Here is a 17,385-nt window from a genome sequence, read left to right as displayed (position 1 = left end):
GGAGGATTGGAAGATGGCTGCTGCTAAGCGCATGACGAAGGCTCAAGTGATTGGTGAGATCGCGACCTACTCGGATCTCGACAAGAAGAGCGTCTCCAAGGTGTTTGAGGGCCTCACGGATCTCATCAAGAAGCAGCTCGGCCCCCGTGGCCCGGGCGAGTTCGTGATCCCCGGCCTCCTCAAGCTCAAGACGGTCAAGAAGAAGGCGATCCCGGCCGGCCAGCGCCGCAACCCCTTCACGGGCCAGATGCAGGACTTCCCGGCGAAGCCGGCGTCGAAGAAGGTCCGCGCCACGGCGCTCAAGGCCCTCAAGGACCTCATCCAGTGATCCCCTGACGCAGGTCTCCCAGCGACCTGCGCCAACATCACGCCACCGCGGGCGCCGTCCACCAGGACGAGCGCCCGCCGTGCATTTGGGGTGCTCGCGTCGCGCCGCCCGGCCATTTTGGCGGCGTTGCGCGTTGGGGTCGTGCGTCGGCGTCCGTCGTCTAGCGGCGCCGTCGCGGGACTTCCAACGCTGCGGTGTATGGGCTGGCGGCGAGGCTTCGTTGGGCAGCTTGCTGGGGGTGTGTGGCCGTGCGAGGGGGGTGGGGGAGGCGGAGAGTGGCGGCGGGACCTCGTCGGTCAGAAGGCGGTTGCAGCGCCGCATGCGAAGAGGTTCCAGGTGGGAAGACGCCAGTGCAACGTCCTGAAGAACAATTCGCTCAGTCGAGTGGGGCGGGACGAGAGTGCCGCAACGACTGCCATTCGACGCCGTCTCGACTCACGAAGACGGTGCCTTCACCGGAGACCGCGAGGTAGGTCGGTCCCGCGACGACGGCGTGGCAGGGTCCTTCGCGAACGATGCGGCTCGCGGCTCCGAGCTGGCGCAGGCCGTCGACGCCGGCTGCCAGCAAGGTCTCTCCTCGCCAGCGCGCGGCGCGGGTGAGCTTGAGCTGGCCCGCCGTTTCGAGCGTTGCTCGGTCGCCTTGCACGAGCACGAGCGATCCGTTGTTGCCGACGGCGAGCACGCCCTCCGGCGTTTGGACGAGGGCGTTGAGCGTCTCTTGTGTCTTCGTTTCGAACGCTCGCCAGTCGTCGCCGTCGCGTCGTGCGAGGTAGCCGCTGTCGCCTGCGACCCAGAGCGCTCCGTCCAGGGATGCGAGCGCGAAGAGGGCCGGACCGCCGGTCTTCCAGCGCGCGAGCTCGCCGTCGCGGAGGGCGAGCACCTCGCCGGCGGTCGTCGTCGCGATGAGCGTGTCGTTGTCCTCGACGATGGCCGAGATCGCGCGCGCGGACGCTTCGACCACGTCGACGTCGCTGTCGGGGAGCGCCAGCACCAGCTCGCCGTCGGCGGTGCCCAGCGCGACGCCCTCGCGCAGCGGCCGGACGCAGGTGAGCCAGGTGCTCGCGTGGAAGACGGGGCTGACGGGCGTCGCGTTCTCCTCGTCGAGGGAGTGACGATAGAGAGCGCTGAAGCACGCGTCTGGGGTGGGCTCGAACACGGCGAGCACGTACAAGGTCCGTCCGTCTTGGAGCGCGATATCGACGATGTCGGCGTCAAGGGCATCCATGGCTTGTCCTCTTCAGGTTTGCAGCTCTGCGTCTTAATACGAGGCCGAGCACCGTCGCGACGAGAAGGATGAGCATCGGGGCTTCGCCGGCGCGGGTGTAGAGGGTGAGGGGGCGGTCGAGGAGGGCGGGGTCGGCGAGGAGGGGCGGGGACGGGCCGAGGCCGGGCTCGCTCTCGGCGCGGCGGAGGATGCGGCCGTTGGCGTCGAGCCATGTCGTGGGGCCGCGGTTGACGGCGCGGACCATGTCGCGGCGGGTCTCGATCGCGCGCGGGACCGCGGTGCGGAGATGCAGCTCGCTCTCCGCCGTGCCGGCGAACCAGGCGTCGTTCGTCACGTTGACGAGGAGGTTCGGGCGCGGCGCCATCGCCTCGCGGCCCGCGAGCGGGAGGGTGTCTTCGTAGCAGTTCAGGACCGACGCGACGATGGGGCCCGTCACGAGCGGCACGCTCTCCGTGCCCGCGTCGAGGCCCGTGCCGCGCGCGAAGACGCGGCGGAGGACCGGGAGCTGCGAGGCGAGCGGGACCGTCTCCCCGAACCAGAGGAGGTGCCGCTTGTCGTAGGAGCGCGCGACCGCGCCGTCGGGCGTCACGAGCAGCGCCGAGTTCGTGCCGACGCCGTTGCCCTTCGTGAGGTACGCGCCGGTGAGGACCGGGCGCGTCGCGTGGATGGCGCGATGGTCCCGCGGCATGCGCGTCAGGCCGTGCTTCAGCGTGTAGGGGTACGCGGACTCGGGCCAGATCGTGAGCTCGGCGCCTTGCTCTTCTGCATGGCGCGTGAGCGCGCCGAGGCGCGCCATCATCGGCGGGCCGCTGTCACGCTCCGTGCGCATCATCGCGTCGAAGTCGGGCTGCAGCAGCGCCACGCGGACGTGCCGCGCGGCCGCGCGCTCGGCGTCGATCGCGCGCATGCGGATCGCGCCGTACGCGAGGAGGAGCGTGAACGTCGCCGCGCCGAGCGCAGCGGCGGCGCGCGAGCGCGTCGCGAGCGCCTCGACCGCGAGCGCGCAGCCGAGCGCGAGGAGGAAGCTCACGCCGCGCTCGCCGACGGCCTCGGCGGTCTGGAGGAGGATCGGCCAGCCCGAGATGCCGCCGGCGGGGGTCCACGGGAAGATCGCGGGGACGAGCGTGGCGACGTAGACGCCGATCGCGAACGCGAGCGCGCTCGGGACGCCGCGGCGCTCGGTGAGGCGCTTCGTCAGCGCGCCGCCGGCGAGCCACGGCAGCGCTTGCGCGGCGGAGAGGAGGACGAGCGCGAGCCAGCCGAGCGGACGCGCGAGATCGGTGAAGCGCGCGATGACCTCCGGGACGAAGCGGAGCGCCTCGAGGTTCGCGGCGAAGCCGAAGAGGAAGCCGCGGCGCGCGGTCGGGCGCGAGGACGCGAAGAGCCCGAGACCGACGAGGATCCCGGGCGTGAAGTCGATCGGCGGCGTCGACGCGGCGAAGACGAGGCCGCTCGCGAACGCGATCAGGTCGCGACGGTCGTAGCGTGGGCGCGGGCGCGCGCGCGCGTCACCAATAGAACGTGAGACCACCCGTGATCAGACCAGCACCCGAGGTGTTCGTCGACTTCCCGTCGCCGGACACGAACTCGGGGTTTCGGCGCTTGTCGTCGTCGATGCGGGTGCGGACGAGGCCGCGGAGGTCGACGTTGAGCGCGATCGCGCGCGAGAGGCGGAACTCGAGGCCGATGCCCGTCTGGATGCCGAAGTAGCCGTAGCTGTACTCCATCGCGTCGTAGCCCGCGCGGTCGTCCGTCGCTTTCGCGCCCGACCAGCCGAAGCCGCCGAGGAGGTAGACCTGCGTGATGTTCTTCGGGTTCAGGAAGATGAGGCCGTTGACCGTGAACGCCGTCTCGTTGCGGCGGTAGCCGTTGTAGTCGCGGCCGGCCGCGAAATCGAGGTTGCCCTCGATCGCCGCCTGCGGGATGGGGCGGAAGCGGAGGCCGAGGCCCGCCATGCCGAGGCCCGCGTTGTCGTCGCGGCCCTTGCCCAGCATCGCGCCGCCGATGTGCAGGTTGAGGCCCCACTCCTTCTTCGGCTGAGCCTTCTTCGGGACGTAGTAGTACGGGGCCGGCGCCTCGCGCGCCTGCACCACCACGGTGGGAGGCGGCGGCTGGTAGACCACGACCGGAGGCGGCGGCGACGACGGCTTCGTCTCCGCCGGCGTCGTGTCCGTCTTCTCCGTGGGGAGCGGGTCGAGGTTGTCCTTGTTCGCGGGCTGGGCCTGCGTGTCACCGCAGAACCAGCTGCCGGGCTCGCAGTCCTTCTTCGGTTCTTGGGCGGCGGCGACGGCCGGGACGGCCAGCGCCGAGACGAAGGTGAGCGAGCTGACGACGCGCTTGAGGCTCATGAGGTGTCCTTCAAGCAAAGCACCCGGTGTGCCACGGGGCAACGGCGACCGGCCTCCGGAAACAGCGGGAAATCGAGGGGTGCGTGTCGCGGCTGTGGCCGGTGGTTCACGTCCGCACGACATCAGGTTCTCGTGCTAGAAGGCGGCCGCCTTGGCAACGGTGAGGCTCAAGCCCGGCCACGTTCAGCCCGTCTGGGCCGGCCACCCGTGGGTGTACGCGCAGGCGATCGATCGCGTCGAGGGCGGCGCGAGCCGCGGGGACGAGGTCAACGTCGTCGATCCACGAGGGAATTTCCTCGGTCGCGGCTTCTACTCGCCCGGCTCCGCGATCCCCGTCCGCCTCCTCACCCGCGATCCGAAGGCGCCGCTCGACACCGGGTTCTTCCGCCATCGCTTCGAGCGCGCCATCGCCGCCCGCGCGTCGATCGGCCTCGGCGCGTCCGACCAGACCACCGGCTACCGCCTCGTCCATGCGGAGGGCGATCTCGTGCCGGGGCTCATCGTCGATCGCTGCGGCGACGTGCTCTCCGTGCAGTTCCTCACCGCAGGGATGAAGCAGCGCGAGGTCCTCGTCCTCGAGGCGCTTGGGCAGGTGATGAAGCCGCGCGCGATCGTCGACCGGACGCCGGCGGGCTCGGCGAAGGCGGAGCACTTCACCGCCGCGAGCGGCGTCGTGCGGGGGGCGGTGGAGGTCACCGAGCTCGAGTTCACCGAGCGCGGCATCGGGTGGAAGATCCCGCTCTCGCTCGGGCAGAAGACCGGCTTCTACTTCGATCAGCGCGAGCTCCGCGCGCGCGTCGAGGCGCTCGCGCACGTGCCCGGCGGCGTCGCGAAGAAGAAGGTGCTCGACGCGTACTCGTACGTCGGGGCCTTCGGGCTCGCCGCGGCGCGCGCGGGGGCGGAGGTCACGTGCGTCGACGAGAGCGCGCTCGCGATCGAGATCGCGGCCGAGAACGCGCGCGCGAACGGGCTCGCCGAGCGCGTCCGGTTCGAGCGCAACGACGCGCGGCACGTGATGCAGAGCGCGCACGGCGTCTACGACATCGCGGTCGTCGATCCGCCGCGCCTCGCGCCGACGCGGAGCGCGCGCGAGCAGGCGCTCGTCATGTACTCGAAGCTCGCCGAGCTCGGCTGCCGCGCGACGAAGCCAGGCGGGCTCCTCGTCTTGTGCTCCTGCTCCGCCGCGGTGGACCTCACCGCGCTGACGCGGGCGCTCGCGACGGGCGCGGTCCGCGCGAACGTGAGCGCGCTCGTGGTGGAGCGCGCGTTCCAGGGGCCCGACCACCCGGTGCCGGCCGCGTTCGGCGAAGGCCTCTACTTGAAGGCCCTCGTCGCGCGCATCGAGCCGCGGTGAAACGGTGAAATGGTGAGGCCGCTCGCCTCGCTCGCGCGCGAGGACGTCGCCGGTCTCCGCGGCGTCTTCTTCGACCTCGACGACACGCTCCTCACGCACGGGCTGCTCGAGCGCGAGGCGTACGGCGCGCTGTGGGACTTGCATGATGCAGGCATTCCGCTCGTCGCGGTGACGGGGCGGCCGAGCGGGTGGGCCGAGGTCTTCGTGCGAAACTGGCCGATCGACGGCGCGGTGACGGAGAACGGCGCGGTGTTCGTGGTGCGCGCGGGGAAGGGCGCCTCTGTGATCACGGAGGAGGGGTTCGCGGAGCGGCGCGCGCGGCTCGACGCGCTCGTCGGCGCCGTGCGCGAGGCGATGCCGGACCTCGTGCTCTCGGACGACGTGCGCGCGCGGAGGTCGGACGTGACGTGGGACATCGGCGAGCGCGTCGTCGTCGCGGAGGACCGCGTCGCGATGTTGGGGCGGCTCGTCGTCGCCGCGGGCGCGCGCACGACGCGATCGACGGTGCACCTCCACGCGTCGTACGAGCGCGACGACAAGGCCTCGGGCGCGCTCCGCTTCGCGCGGACGCGGCTCGGCGAGGACCCGGGGCGCGTCGTCTCGACGTGGGCGTTCGTCGGCGACAGCCCGAACGACGCGGCGTGCTTCGCCGCGCTGCGCCTCACGTTCGGGGTCGCGAACGTGAGGCCCTTCGTCTCGAAGCTGAGCGTCCCGCCGCGCTGGATCGCGGCGGCGGAGCGCGGCGCGGGGTTCGCGGAGATCGCGCGCGCGATCCTCGCGAAGCGTGGCGGGCGTCAGGGAGGGAGCGCGTCGTAGAGCGACGCGAGGTCGAGGGTGACTCCGACGGAGAGCTCGACACCACCCTTCGTCGTGTCGGTGTACTCCCAAGCGCCGCCGGCCAGTCGCCGGTAGCGTTCGACCCGCTGGTCCTGGCTCACGAGGAGGTACTCTTGGAGCGACGGGATCTGCTGGTAGTGACGCCACTTGTTCCCGCGGTCCTCCTCCTCGGTCGATGGAGAGAGGATCTCGACGAGGAGGGTGGGGTTCGTGATGGTGGGGCCGTCGGGATCGGCGGGATCGCCCTCGATCGGGCCGCACACGACCGTGACGTCCGGATACGTCGCCTTGCCCGTCGCGAGCACGCGCACCTTCTGGTCGGACTGGAACCCGAGGCAGCCACGCGATCGCGCGGTGTCGAGGACGGCGCCGACCCGGAGCGCGAGCGCGTTGTGGCGGCGTGAGCCGCCCGCCATCGCCGTGATCTCCCCGTCCTCGTATTCGTGCTTGAGGCCGCTGTCGCGCTCGTACGCGAGGTACTCCGCGTAGGTGTAGCGGTGCCGCGTGGAGGCGCGCTGGGCCATCAGCTTGGTCATCGTAGCACTCGCGCTAGTCAGCTGGCGCTTCGTCGTCGAGGTCGCCGTAGGACATCCGGCGGACGTCGAGCACCGCGCCCGTGACGCCGGGGGCGGAGGTTCGCGCGAGCTCCGCGACCACGTCGCGCGACGGCTTGATCGCCTCGTGGTGCGTCGCGATCGACGGCGCCCACGTGATCGCGATCCAGCGCGGGCGGTGCACGCGGCGAGGCCGCCGAGGAAGAGGAAGAGCGCACGTCGCACGCACCCATCGTAGCGCGTTGATGTAGCGTGGGCGCATGGCGAGGGTGACGGTGTCGCTGTGCCCGAACTGCGGGGCGCCGGTGAACGTGCCGCCGGGCACGCTCCACGCGATCTGCGTCTACTGCAACCGCAGCCTCTCGGTGACGCGGACGCAGCCCGGCGTGCCCGCGTCGCTCACGCCGGAAGGCTTCTCCGTCGCCGACATCGAGACCGTGAAGGCCCTCCTCCTCGACGGAAAGCGCGAGGAGGCGATCACGCATTACATGCGCATCGGAGCGATGCCGCGCGGCGAGGCGGAGGCCGCGATCGACGCGCTCGTGCTCTCGTCGCACTACGAGCTGACCAAACACCTCCCGCTCACCGCGCGGGGGATGTTCCTCTCGTTCCTGACGCTGCTCTTCTGCGTGGGGCTCGTGGTGCTCTTCGTCTTCCTCGTGCCGTATGCGTCGATCTTCAAGGTCATCATCGTCTTCCCGATCGTCGTCCTGGTCCTCCGCGCGTTCGGGTTCTTCCGCCAGGCGACGTCGACGTGGACGGCGGCGTTCGGCGCGTCGGGGAAGGGACGCATCGTTCGCTGCGGCGTGGTTCGCAAGCTCGAGGAGGACGCGCACATCGCGGTCGTTCATTTCGAGGTCACGCCCGACGACGGGAGCGAGACGTTCCAGGACGCGGAGACGGTCTTCGTCGGCGACGAGACGCTCGAGAAGCTGAAAACGGGGAACGTGATCGGCGTCCGCTTCAACCGCGCCCGCCAGCACGTCTACATGCGCACGCCGGTGACGGTTCTCGCTTCCGGCACGTAGCTCCGCGGCGGCCGGTGCGCTAGGGTGCGGGCGCCATGTCCAAAGGCTCCGAGCTCCTCTCCCTCGCGCAGAAACGGCTCTATCCCAACTACAAGCCCGCGCCGATGATCCTCCAGCGCGGCAAGGGCTGCGAGCTCTTCGACGTCGAGGGGAAGCGCTGGCTCGACATGGCGGCCGGCGTCGCGGTGTGCTCGGTGGGGCACGCGCACCCGAAGCTCGTGAAGGCCCTCGCCGAGCAGGCGGGCATGCTCATGCACACGAGCAATTACTTCTACAACGAGCAGAACGTGCTCCTCGCCGACGCGCTCTGCGAGCGGAGCGGCATGGGCCGCGCGTTCTTCTGCAACTCGGGCGCGGAGGCGAACGAGGCCGCGTTCAAGCTCGCGCGCCGCCACTTCTACGCGAAGGGCGACAAGAAGCGCACGAAGTTCATCGCGTTCGACAACGCGTTCCACGGCCGCACGATGGGCGCCGTCTCCCTCACCGGCACGCCGAAGTACCGCGAGGGCTTCGGCTGCGTCGAGGGCGTCGTCCACGTCCCCTACGGCGACCTCGAGGCGGTGAAGAAGGTGATGACCGACGAGGTCGCCGCGATCGTCGTCGAGCCGGTGCAGGGCGAAGGCGGCGTGCTCCCCGCGCCGGCCGGGTTCCTCGAGTCGCTCCGCGCGCTCACCACCGAGCGAGGCGCGCTCCTCGTCCTCGACGAGGTGCAGACCGGCATCGGCCGCACCGGCGCGTGGTTCGCGCACCAGCACGTGAAGATCAAGCCGGACCTCATGGCGCTCGCGAAGGGCCTCGGCGGCGGCGCCGTCATCGGCTGCCTCCTCACGACCGAGGAGCTCGCGGGCGCGCTGCCGCCCGGGACCCATGGCTCCACCTTCGGCGGCAACCCGTTCGCGAGCCGCGCCGCGCTCACCGTGATCGAGATCATCGAGGAGGAGGGGCTCGTCGCCGGCGCGAAGGCGAAGGGCGACAAGCTCTCCGCCGCCCTCGCCGCGGTCGCGAAGGACCTCCCGAACGTCTGCGAAGGCGAGCGCGGGCAAGGCCTCCTCCGCGGCCTCATCCTCAAGCAGGGCATGCTCGCGCGCGACGTGCTGCCGAAGATCGCCGACGCGGGGCTCCTCCTCACCGCCGCGGGCGAGCGCGTGCTCCGGTTCACGCCGCCGCTCGTCATCTCGGAGGCGGAGATCGCCGAGGGCGTCGACATCGTTCGCAAGGTCCTCTCGACGCCGAGCTGAGCGCGGTCATGGAGGGACGCGCACGATCGGGGGAAGGCGGACCGACATCGGCCTCCCTTTGTCCAGCGTGCCGGAAGCCGATCGACGCGCTCCGCGCCGGTCAGGTCGCGATCCTCGACGGCGTCTTCCGTTACTTCTGCGACGCCAAGTGCAAGGCCGAGTTCGTCGAGGTGCTCTCGAAGCGCCCTTCGCTCGAGGCGCACACCGCGCAGCCGCCGCCCGTCTCGCACGTGCGCGAGCAGCCGCCGCCTCCTCCGCCGGTCGCGGTCGAGGAGCCGGACGAGCCGGAGCACCAAGAGCCCGAGCCTCAAGAAGAACCCGAGCCTCAAGAAGAAGAGGAGCCGTTCTCCGAGCCGCCGCCTTCGTTCCCCGAGCCGCCGCCGTCGCGCCGGAGCCTCCTCGAGCCGGAGTCGGAGCCCGCGCTCGAGCTGACGCCGAAGACGCTGCGGTCGCCGAAGGAGGACGCGAAGCGGCGACGCGAGAGCACGCGGTGGTCGAAGGCGCCGGCGTGGAAGGGCGAGCCCGAAGAGGAGCCGGAGCCGCTGGCGGCCGAGGAGAGCGAGGAGGAGAAGCCTTCACGTGCCGAGCGCGCGGAGCGTGCCGAGCGCGCGGAGCGTGCGGAGACGGACGGCGCGGATCTCGTGCCGTACGTCGGGATCGTGCTCGGCGTCCTCGCGCCCGCGGTGGGGCTCGCCGGTGACGCGGCGGCGTTCTTGCGCTTGCCGATGGCGCTCGCGGCGGCGCTCGTCTTCGTCGCGCGCCGCGCGTTCGGGGCGCGCGAGCACGGCGAGCCTTCGTCGCTCGTCGTCACGCTGCCGATCGTCGTCGCGGCCGCGGCCGCCGGCGCGTCGACGGTGCTCCGTCATCCTCACGCGATCGCGCACGCTTCGTTCGTCGGCGTCGCGGCGGCCGGCGCGCTCGCGGTCGACGTGCTCCTCGCGCGCGCGCGGAAGGACGTGCTCGCCGTCCGCGCGCGGGTGCGGACCGCGCTCGCGGTGTCGGCCCGCGTCGTGCGCGGCGACGGCGTGATCGAGGAAGGGGGGGCGCACATCAAGCCGGGCGAGCAGGTCGTCGTCGAAGTAGGCGAGACGATCCCGGTCGACGGCATCGTCGCGGCGGGGGACGCCGACGTCGCGCCGTGGCTCGAGTCGCCGGCCCTCCTGCGCAAGAGCGAGGGCGACGCCGTCGTCGCGGGCGCCGTCGTCGTGAGCGGCCGCCTCCGGATCAACACGACGTTCTCCGGCTCCGAGCGCGCCTGGCTCCGGCTCGTGAGCGCGACCGCGACGCGCATCGACGTCGCGTCGCCGTTCGTGGTGCTCGCGCGGCGCGTCGTGGAGCGCGGCGCGCCGATCGCCGCGCTCGTGGTCGCGGCCGCGGTCTACGCCGACAACGGCTCGTGGCTCGACGTGATCGTCGCCGCCGCCGCGTCCGGCCTCGCGCTCGGCGCGTTCGCGGCGACGGCGGCGGCGGGGCTCGCCCACGCGCGCGGGCACGCCTCCGCGCAGCGGCGCGGCATCGTCTACAAGGACGCGGCGGCGTTCGACGCAGCCGCGCGCGCCGACGTCGCGGTGCTCTGCTCGCGCGGGACGGTGCTCCTCGGCGAGCCGGAGATCGTCGCCGTCGAGCCGATCACGAAGGAGGGCGTCGCGACGAACGCGGTGTGGCGCTCCGAGCCGCGGATCGGCCGCTCCTCCCAGCCGCCGAGCCCCGAGATCGCGCGCGTGCTCGCGCTCGCCGCCGGCGCGGAGATGTCGTCGAGCCACCCGTTCGCCTCCGCCGTCTTGCGCGAGGCGCGCGCGCGCGGCGTCCGCCCCGAGAACGTGCGGAGCGCGCTCGGTCACTCCGGCCTCGGCGTCACCGCGCTCGCGGCGAACGGCGACAAGGTGATCGTCGGCTCGCGCGCGTTCCTCTTGCAGGAGAAGGTCAGCGTCGCGATCGCCGACGCGCGCACGTCGGCGCTCGAGGCCGAAGGTCGCTCCGTCCTCCTCGTCGCGCTCGGCGGTCGCCTCGTCGGCGTCCTCGCGCTGCAAGACGGGCTCCGCGCCGGCGCGCGGGCGGCCGTTCAACGCTTGCATGATGCACGTATCGAGCCGGTGCTCCTCAGCGGCGAGTCGCGCGACACGAGCGAGACGATCGCGCGATCGCTCGACATCGAGCACGTGCGCCCCGAGATCCTCCCCTCCGAGCGCGGCGCGGAGGTGCGCGCGCTCGCGGACGACGGGCGCGTCGTCGCGGCGATCGGTCACGCGTCGACCGACGACGGCGCGCTCGGCGCGGCGGACGTCTCGATCGCGATGGAGGCGGCGGGGGCCGCTCCCGGCGAGTGGGCGGTCGCGCTCGCGTCGGACGACGTCCGCGACGCGGCGCTCGCGCTGACGGTCCCGCGCGCGGCGCGCGATCGAGCGCGCACGGCGGTCCTGGTCGGTGGCCTGACCTCCGCGGCGGCGAGCCTGGCGCTCGCCTTCGGGATCGCTCCTCCCGTCGCGATCCCCGTCCTCGGCGTGATGTCCGCCGTGCTCATCCTCTCGATTTCCCGAGAATCCGGGGCTGCGCCGGCCTGACTCGACCCCACACCTGCCTACCTCGGGGGAAACGCGCAGATGAAAGTGTCCTCGGCCGGGCCATCTCGATATCCTGTGACGAGCCCTAGTGGGGTGATTTCGCGGTGGCCAACAAGTCGAAAGGTGGTGATGACGGCGGCCCCAACGCGCGGGTCGGCAATGTCATCAAGGGCAAGTGGACCATCGACTCCCTCTTGGGCGTCGGCGGCATGGCCGCCGTGTACGCGGCCTCGCACCGCAACGGTCAGCGCGCCGCGCTGAAGATCCTCCACACCGACTTCGCGCGCGAGAAGACGATCTGCGAGCGCTTCCTCCGCGAGGCCTACGTCTCCAACAAGGTCAATCACGGCGCGACGGTGCAGGTCCTCGACGACGACATGACCGAGAGCGGCGAGCCGTTCTTGATCATGGAGCTCCTCGAAGGCGAGACCGTGCGCGACGCCTGGAAAAAGAGCGGCCGCACGATGCACGCGGGCCGCGTCCTCCAGATCTGCGAGAAGGTCCTCGACTGCCTCGCGTCGTGCCACGCGATCAAGGTCATTCACCGCGATCTGAAGCCCGCGAACATCTTCATCCTCAAGGAGAACGACGAGATCCGCGTGCTCGACTTCGGCGTCGCCCAGATGCGCGACGCCACGAGCGAGCGCACCGCGACCGGCACCGCGCTCGGCACGCCCGCGTACATGTCGCCCGAGCAAGCGATGGGCCTCGTCGATCAGCTCGACGGACGCGCCGATCTCTTCTCCGTCGGCGCGATGATGCACGCGCTCATCACCGGCCACCGCATCAACAACGGCCGCACGGAGCAGGAGGCGCTCGTCATGGCCGCGACGAAGCCGGTCCCCTCCGTCGCCCGCCTCGCGCCCCATCTCCCGATCGAGCTGATCAAGGTCATCGACAAGTCGCTCGCGTGGGATCGCCGCAACCGTTACCAGGACGCGCGCGAGATGCAGAAGGCGCTCATCGACCTGATGCCGGGTCAGGGCGTCGCTCCGCTCTTCGGGCGTCCGCCGCCGCGACCGCAGGAGGTCGTCGCGCCGCCCGCGCCGGAGTTGCCGCCCTCGCTCCAGCAAGCGTTCAGCAGCTCCGTCGGCCAGGCGTCCGTCTCTTCGCTCAAGGCGGCCGCGCCGGCGGGGCCGGCGGCTCCCGTGCAGCCGGCGCCGTCGATCTCGATGGCGGCTGCGGCCGCGGCCGCGCCGGCCATCTCCGTCGCGCCCGCGCCGCCCCCGCCCGTTCCGGTCGCGGCGAAGCAGGCGCCGGCGTTCGATCCGATGCTCGGCGGCTTCTCGCCGATGCAGTCGCAGTCGCCGGCGGTGCCCGCGGCGCTCGGCCCGGGCGAGGTCCCCGAGTCCGATCCGCGCGTGCAGGCGCTGCGCGACTTGATGAAGCACTGCGATCGCCTCTTCCCGAGCGTCCGCCAGCTCGGCTGGGCGCACCCGGCGACCGACCGCGCGCTCCGGATCGCGTTCGACGGCTTCACCGAGGCGCTCACGAAGATGCCCACCCTCGTGAGCTGGACGGTGCGTCCGTACAACTTCATGGCGTTCGGGCACACGGTCTGGGAGCCCACCGCGCCGTACGACGCGATCCCGTACAACCTGTTCGCGTGCGGGATCCGGAACCTCCGCGTCGAGGCCGGCATCACGCTCGAGGAGCTGCGGGAGCTCTTCGTGCTGCTCCTCCTCGATCCGGGGCGCGACCTCCCGCCCGAGGACGACCTCGCCGCCGCGCTCTGGGAGAAGTCGCTCACGCACGTGAAGTGGGACACCGTCGACGCGTTCGCGGAGGGCGACGCGGCCGAGCGCGAGGCCTTCTACGGAGAGACCGATCAGATCGAGCACCTCGCCGACGCCGCGGCGAAGAACCAGATGGACCGCCTCGAGGCGCAGGCGATGGTCGTCAACACCGACGACGCCGCGCTCGGCAAGCAGAAGGAGCGCTCGCCGTTCGCGCTCGACGACCAGACGAAGGCCCACCTCGCGCCGCACTTCGAGCTCACGCACGACGTGTGGGCGGAGCGTTTCGTCGACGCGCTCGTCGAGGGATACCTCGACTCGGCCGCGCATCGCGACGCGCCGCTCGTCCTCGCCTCGCTCCGCCGCTCCGCCGCCGACCTCATCGTCGCGGGGCGCCTCACCGTCGCGGTGCAGATCAACCTCGCCGTCATCGAGCGCCTGCGCGCGCGCGTGCAAGGGCAGGAGAACCAGCTCAAGCTCGCCGCCGCGCTCACGAACGCGATGTTCGGCGGAGAGACGCTCGAGCTCCTCCTCACCCGGCTCAAGGAGGACCCCTCGGGGGCGGAGGCCTTCGCCCACGTCCTCCCGGGCCTCTCCAGCAACGAGTTCGCGATCGTCCTCGCGGCCTTCCGCCAAGTGGGGCACCCGCAGGTCCGCCAGTTGCTTGCAGGTTACATCGAACGCCACGCCGGCGGGCGCGAGGCCGAGCTCGGGCAGGCGGCGGCGGGGGCCGATCCCGACACCGGCGCGTACATCGTGCAGCTCCTCGGGCGGATGCAGTCCCCCGGCGCGCGGCAGGTCCTCGGCCAGCTCGCGCAGTCAGAGGACGTCGGGGTCCGCGTCGAAGCTCGTGTGCTCGTCGCGGCGAACCCGGACCAGGCGCAGAAGGAGGTCTCCGCCCTCCTCGAGAACAGCTCCGCGCTCGTCCGCATGGCGGCGCTCCGCACGAGCGTGCGCTACGGCATGCGGAACGCGTGGCCGTCGATCGCGCGCGTGATCAACGGCAAGGGCTTCAACGAGCTCGGCAACGACGAGCGCCGCGAGCTGCTCCGCGCCTGCGTCGTGCTCTCGCCGGAGCGCGGCGAGCCGGTGCTCCTCGAGCTCGCGAAGAAGGGCGGCGTGCTCACGAGCGAGGAGCGCGAGGCCACGCGCGCGATGGCGGCCGAGCTCCTCGGCGAGCTCTCGCGCTCGCGTCCGACCGCGATGGCGCTCCAGGAGATCGCGAACGCGCGCTGGGGCGTCTCGGAGGAGACCCGCATGGCCGCCGCCAACGCGGCCAAGCGCATCGGGCAGCGCCTCGCGCAGCCGCAAGGGGCCGCGATCGCATGACGATGCGTCTCGACATCGTGACGAACGATGCGGGCGAGAACGTCCGGCGCGAGCACGCGCGCGATCTCGGCAGCGGCGTCGTCGTCGCGATCTACCGGCTCGTGAAGCTCGCGCAGATGCACGACCTGGGGAACCAGGCCTTCGTGCGGCAGCTCGAGCAGACGCACCAGATGATCGGGGAGTACGGCCTCCGATCGGGCTCCAACGTGAGCGTGCTGTTCGCGGAGAAGGCCACCTTCGTCGCGGGGCAGCTCCTCAAGGGCAACCGCGGCGCCTACGAAGCCGCGACCGACCTCGGCGCGATCCTCGAGCGCTTCGGCGGCTCGGAGCTCCACATCGCGCGCGACATCACGCGCGAGGAGCTGCACCAGTTCGCGGAGCAGATCTCGATCATGCATCGCTCCGGGAACGCCGCGCAGGTGCGGCTCCCGCGGAGCATGCAGCTGCGCCAGGTCGCGGACACCGCGCGCCTCCGCGGCATCGAGCTCGAGGACCTGTCGCCCGATCAGCGCATGGTCCGCGCGTACGCGTCCGCCGTCGTCATCATGCGGCGGTTCTTCGAGGACCTCTCCGCGAGCAAGTACGTCCTCCCGCGCCGCATCAAGCGCATCGCGCAGAGCCTCGTCGACCTCTCCGACGCGCAGGCGGCCTCCTACCTCGGCGTCACCGAGGTGCGTAACGCGAATTTCGACGAAGCCGGGCGCGCCGTGAATACCGCGATTCTCGCGGTCGCGATCGCGAAGGAGACCACCTCGAGCCGCATCGCGCTCTCCCAGATCGCGATGGCGGCGATGATGCACGACGTCGCGCGGCCGCGCGCGCTCGCGCTCGCCGGGGCGCAGGGCGGACCGATGCCCGGGATGGCGGGGCCGACCACGCTCTCGGAGGATCAGGAGGACCGGCTCGCCGCCGGCGCGGCCGCGGTCCTGACCGCGCTCGGTCGCGTCAACGAGCCGTCGATCACGCGCACGGTGCTGGCGTTCGAGTCGCTCTGGCTCCGCCGGCGCACGTGGCTCGGCCCGGTGTACTGGGGCGTGCGCGCGCCGACCTTGCACGCGACGATCATCGCGGTCGCGCGGCGCTACAACGATCTTCTCACCCCGGAGCCTGGTCTCCCGCCGCCGACGACCGACTACGCCGTCGCGATGCTCGCGAACGAGCTGACCGACGCGCAGGACCGCACCGTGCTCCGCATGCTCGTGTCGGCGCTCGGGCTCTTGCCGATCGGGACGATCGTGCAGCTCCAGACCGGCGAGATCGCCGAGGTCACGCGCGGGGCGAGGGGGCTCGGCGACAAGCCGCGCGTCATGCTCCTCGCCGACGCGAACAACGTCCAGTACGCGCAGCCGATGGAGCTCGAGGTCGCGCAGGACCCGCGCCGCAACGTCCTCCGCGTGCTCGCGATCGACGGCTGGAACAAGGGCCTCGCCGGCATGCCGACCGCCGACGACGGGCACGGCGCGGGCCCCGACTCGGACGGCGACGTCAGCCACGACGACGGCGGCGCGGAGCCGGTGCAGACCGCGACCGCGGTGCCTCCGAAGAACGACCCGCCGAAGAACGACCCTTCGAAGAGCGTCGCGGAGCAGTACGCGGATCAGTTCGCGTCGTGGTCGGGGCCGGCCGCGGCGGAGAGCGAGGGCGAGGCGGAGCAACCTGGTTACCAGTCCGTCCCGTCGATCGGGTCCACGCCTTCGGCCGTCGCGGAGGCGATGGGGCGGATGATCAACGAGCCGCTCGCGCCGCCGTCGATGCCGCCGCGCGAGGCCGATCGCCCGGATCGCACCGTGTTCCAGCCGCAAGGCGCGGCCGGCGCGCCGGAGAGCGCCCCGCCCGCGCGCATCTCGACGACGCCGCGCGAGCCGACCGCGCGCGGCAACCTCGCCGCGACGCCGATCCCGCACGTCCTCGTCTACATGCTCGACCACGGCCTCACCGGCAGCGTCGTCTTCGAGGGGACCGGCGGCGGCCAGACGATCGACGACACGATCTACTTCGTGAACGGCGTGCCGTCGAAGGTCCGCCTCGGCGACAGCGTCGCGCTGCTCGGCGAGGTGCTCGTCGCCGACGGCTCGCTCGACGAGAACGCGGTCGAGCAGGCGGTCGCCGGGGCGAAGCGGATGCAGCTCCTCTTCGGCGAGTACCTCGTCGGGCACGACCTCGTCTCGCGCGACGCGCTCGCGTGGGCGCTCGAGGGCCAGCTCCTCCGCAAGATCGCGCACGTCGCGAACCTCGCGCCGGAGATCGAGTACTCGTTCTACCGCGACGTCGACCTGCTCTCGGAGTGGGGCGGAGAGATCGCGGTCACGCATCCGCTCAATCCGATCCTCGCGAGCGTGCGCCACTGGACCGATCGCAGCCGCGTCCGCGCGACGCTCAATCGCATCGGCAAACACCCGCTCGCGGTCCACGCGGAGTCGGACCTCGGCAACCTCGCCGCGGTGCCCGACGAGCAGAAGGTGCTCGACGCGATCCGGGCCGAGAGCATGCCGCTCCACGAGCTCTTCAAGCGCCGCATCGCGGACGACGAGACGGTCTCCTCGCTCGTCTACACCCTCGCGGTGACGCGACAGTTCTCGTTCAAGGGGCAGAAGAAGAGCCCGATGGCGGCGAAGGGCGGGGCCTGGCAGAAGGCCTCCTCGTCGATGCTCTCGGCGCCGGCGGCGTCCTCGTCCGGTCCGTCGGCGTCGCTCGCGTCCGGCTCGCGTCCTGCGATGAGCGCGCCGAAGCAGGTCGCGGCCGCCGCCGCGGGCGGCACGGTGCCGGTCCCGGCGGAGTCTCCCGCCGCGTCGCCGCCGAACGCGAAGCCCGCCGCGCGCGTGGGTCCGCCGTCGTCGCAGATGCGCG

13 protein-coding genes are annotated in these 17,385 nt (G+C 71.8%); 8 read left to right on the top strand and 5 right to left on the bottom strand.

The genetic code is table 11. From position 1 onward, the window contains the following. Window positions 1-13 precede the first annotated feature (13 nt). Entirely contained in the window at window positions 14-328 is a 315-nt protein-coding gene (locus KF837_41330) for an HU family DNA-binding protein (GenBank protein MBX3233839.1), read from the top strand. A gap of 376 nt (window positions 329-704) precedes the next feature. On the opposite strand, the gene KF837_41325 is transcribed toward KF837_41330, so the two are convergent. From KF837_41325 to KF837_41315, 3 genes are read right to left on the bottom strand one after another with little or no spacing between them, the layout of a single operon-like run. Further along, complete coding sequence (locus KF837_41325; GenBank protein MBX3233838.1) at window positions 705-1,553, bottom strand: hypothetical protein; 849 nt, start codon at window positions 1,551-1,553, stop codon at window positions 705-707. Then, on the bottom strand, window positions 1,540-3,084 hold the full coding sequence (gene lnt / locus KF837_41320) for an apolipoprotein N-acyltransferase (GenBank protein ID MBX3233837.1): 1,545 nt from the start codon (window positions 3,082-3,084) through the stop codon (window positions 1,540-1,542). Before lnt ends, KF837_41325 begins: the two co-directional genes overlap by 14 nt. Then, complete coding sequence (locus tag KF837_41315) at window positions 3,062-3,901, bottom strand: outer membrane beta-barrel protein (protein ID MBX3233836.1); 840 nt, start codon at window positions 3,899-3,901, stop codon at window positions 3,062-3,064. The genes lnt and KF837_41315 overlap by 23 nt, the downstream gene beginning before the upstream one ends. A gap of 160 nt (window positions 3,902-4,061) precedes the next feature. On the opposite strand from KF837_41315, the gene KF837_41310 reads away from it, so the two are divergent. Further along, complete coding sequence (locus KF837_41310) at window positions 4,062-5,255, top strand: class I SAM-dependent rRNA methyltransferase (protein MBX3233835.1); 1,194 nt, start codon at window positions 4,062-4,064, stop codon at window positions 5,253-5,255. A gap of 9 nt (window positions 5,256-5,264) precedes the next feature. Next, on the top strand, window positions 5,265-6,071 hold the full coding sequence (locus tag KF837_41305) for an HAD-IIB family hydrolase (protein MBX3233834.1): 807 nt from the start codon (window positions 5,265-5,267) through the stop codon (window positions 6,069-6,071). Here the strand turns inward: KF837_41305 and KF837_41300 are convergent. Then, the gene (locus tag KF837_41300) at window positions 6,050-6,616 is read right to left on the bottom strand and encodes a Uma2 family endonuclease (protein MBX3233833.1); all 567 of its coding nucleotides are present in this window, start codon (window positions 6,614-6,616) and stop codon (window positions 6,050-6,052) included. The genes KF837_41305 and KF837_41300 overlap by 22 nt on opposite strands. A gap of 25 nt (window positions 6,617-6,641) precedes the next feature. Continuing rightward, complete coding sequence (locus KF837_41295; GenBank protein ID MBX3233832.1) at window positions 6,642-6,830, bottom strand: hypothetical protein; 189 nt, start codon at window positions 6,828-6,830, stop codon at window positions 6,642-6,644. Window positions 6,831-6,906: 76 nt separating this feature from the next. Between KF837_41295 and KF837_41290 the strand changes: the two genes are divergently transcribed. The 5 genes from KF837_41290 to KF837_41270 form a co-directional block, all read left to right on the top strand. Then, window positions 6,907-7,674: a hypothetical protein gene (locus tag KF837_41290; GenBank protein MBX3233831.1), complete on the top strand. Its 768-nt coding sequence runs from the start codon at window positions 6,907-6,909 to the stop codon at window positions 7,672-7,674. A 35-nt stretch (window positions 7,675-7,709) separates the two neighbouring features. Beyond that, a complete protein-coding gene (locus KF837_41285) occupies window positions 7,710-8,912 on the top strand; it encodes an aspartate aminotransferase family protein (GenBank protein ID MBX3233830.1) in 1,203 nt (400 codons plus the stop codon). An 8-nt stretch (window positions 8,913-8,920) separates the two neighbouring features. Next, window positions 8,921-11,473, top strand: coding sequence for an HAD-IC family P-type ATPase (locus tag KF837_41280; GenBank protein MBX3233829.1), 2,553 nt, complete (start codon window positions 8,921-8,923; stop codon window positions 11,471-11,473). Window positions 11,474-11,577: 104 nt separating this feature from the next. After that, window positions 11,578-14,538, top strand: a complete 2,961-nt coding sequence (locus KF837_41275) for a protein kinase (GenBank protein ID MBX3233828.1) — start codon at window positions 11,578-11,580, stop codon at window positions 14,536-14,538. After that, a partial coding sequence (locus tag KF837_41270) for a hypothetical protein (protein MBX3233827.1) occupies window positions 14,535-17,385 on the top strand: 2,851 nt, incomplete at its 3' end. The genes KF837_41275 and KF837_41270, both read left to right, overlap by 4 nt.

Origin of the sequence: Labilithrix sp. (genome assembly GCA_019637155.1) — a bacterium.
Classification (GTDB): Bacteria; Myxococcota_A; Polyangia; order Polyangiales; family Polyangiaceae; genus Labilithrix.
The sequence above is the reverse complement of the archived record's forward strand: the minus strand, read 5'-3'. Positions and strand labels throughout refer to the sequence as shown.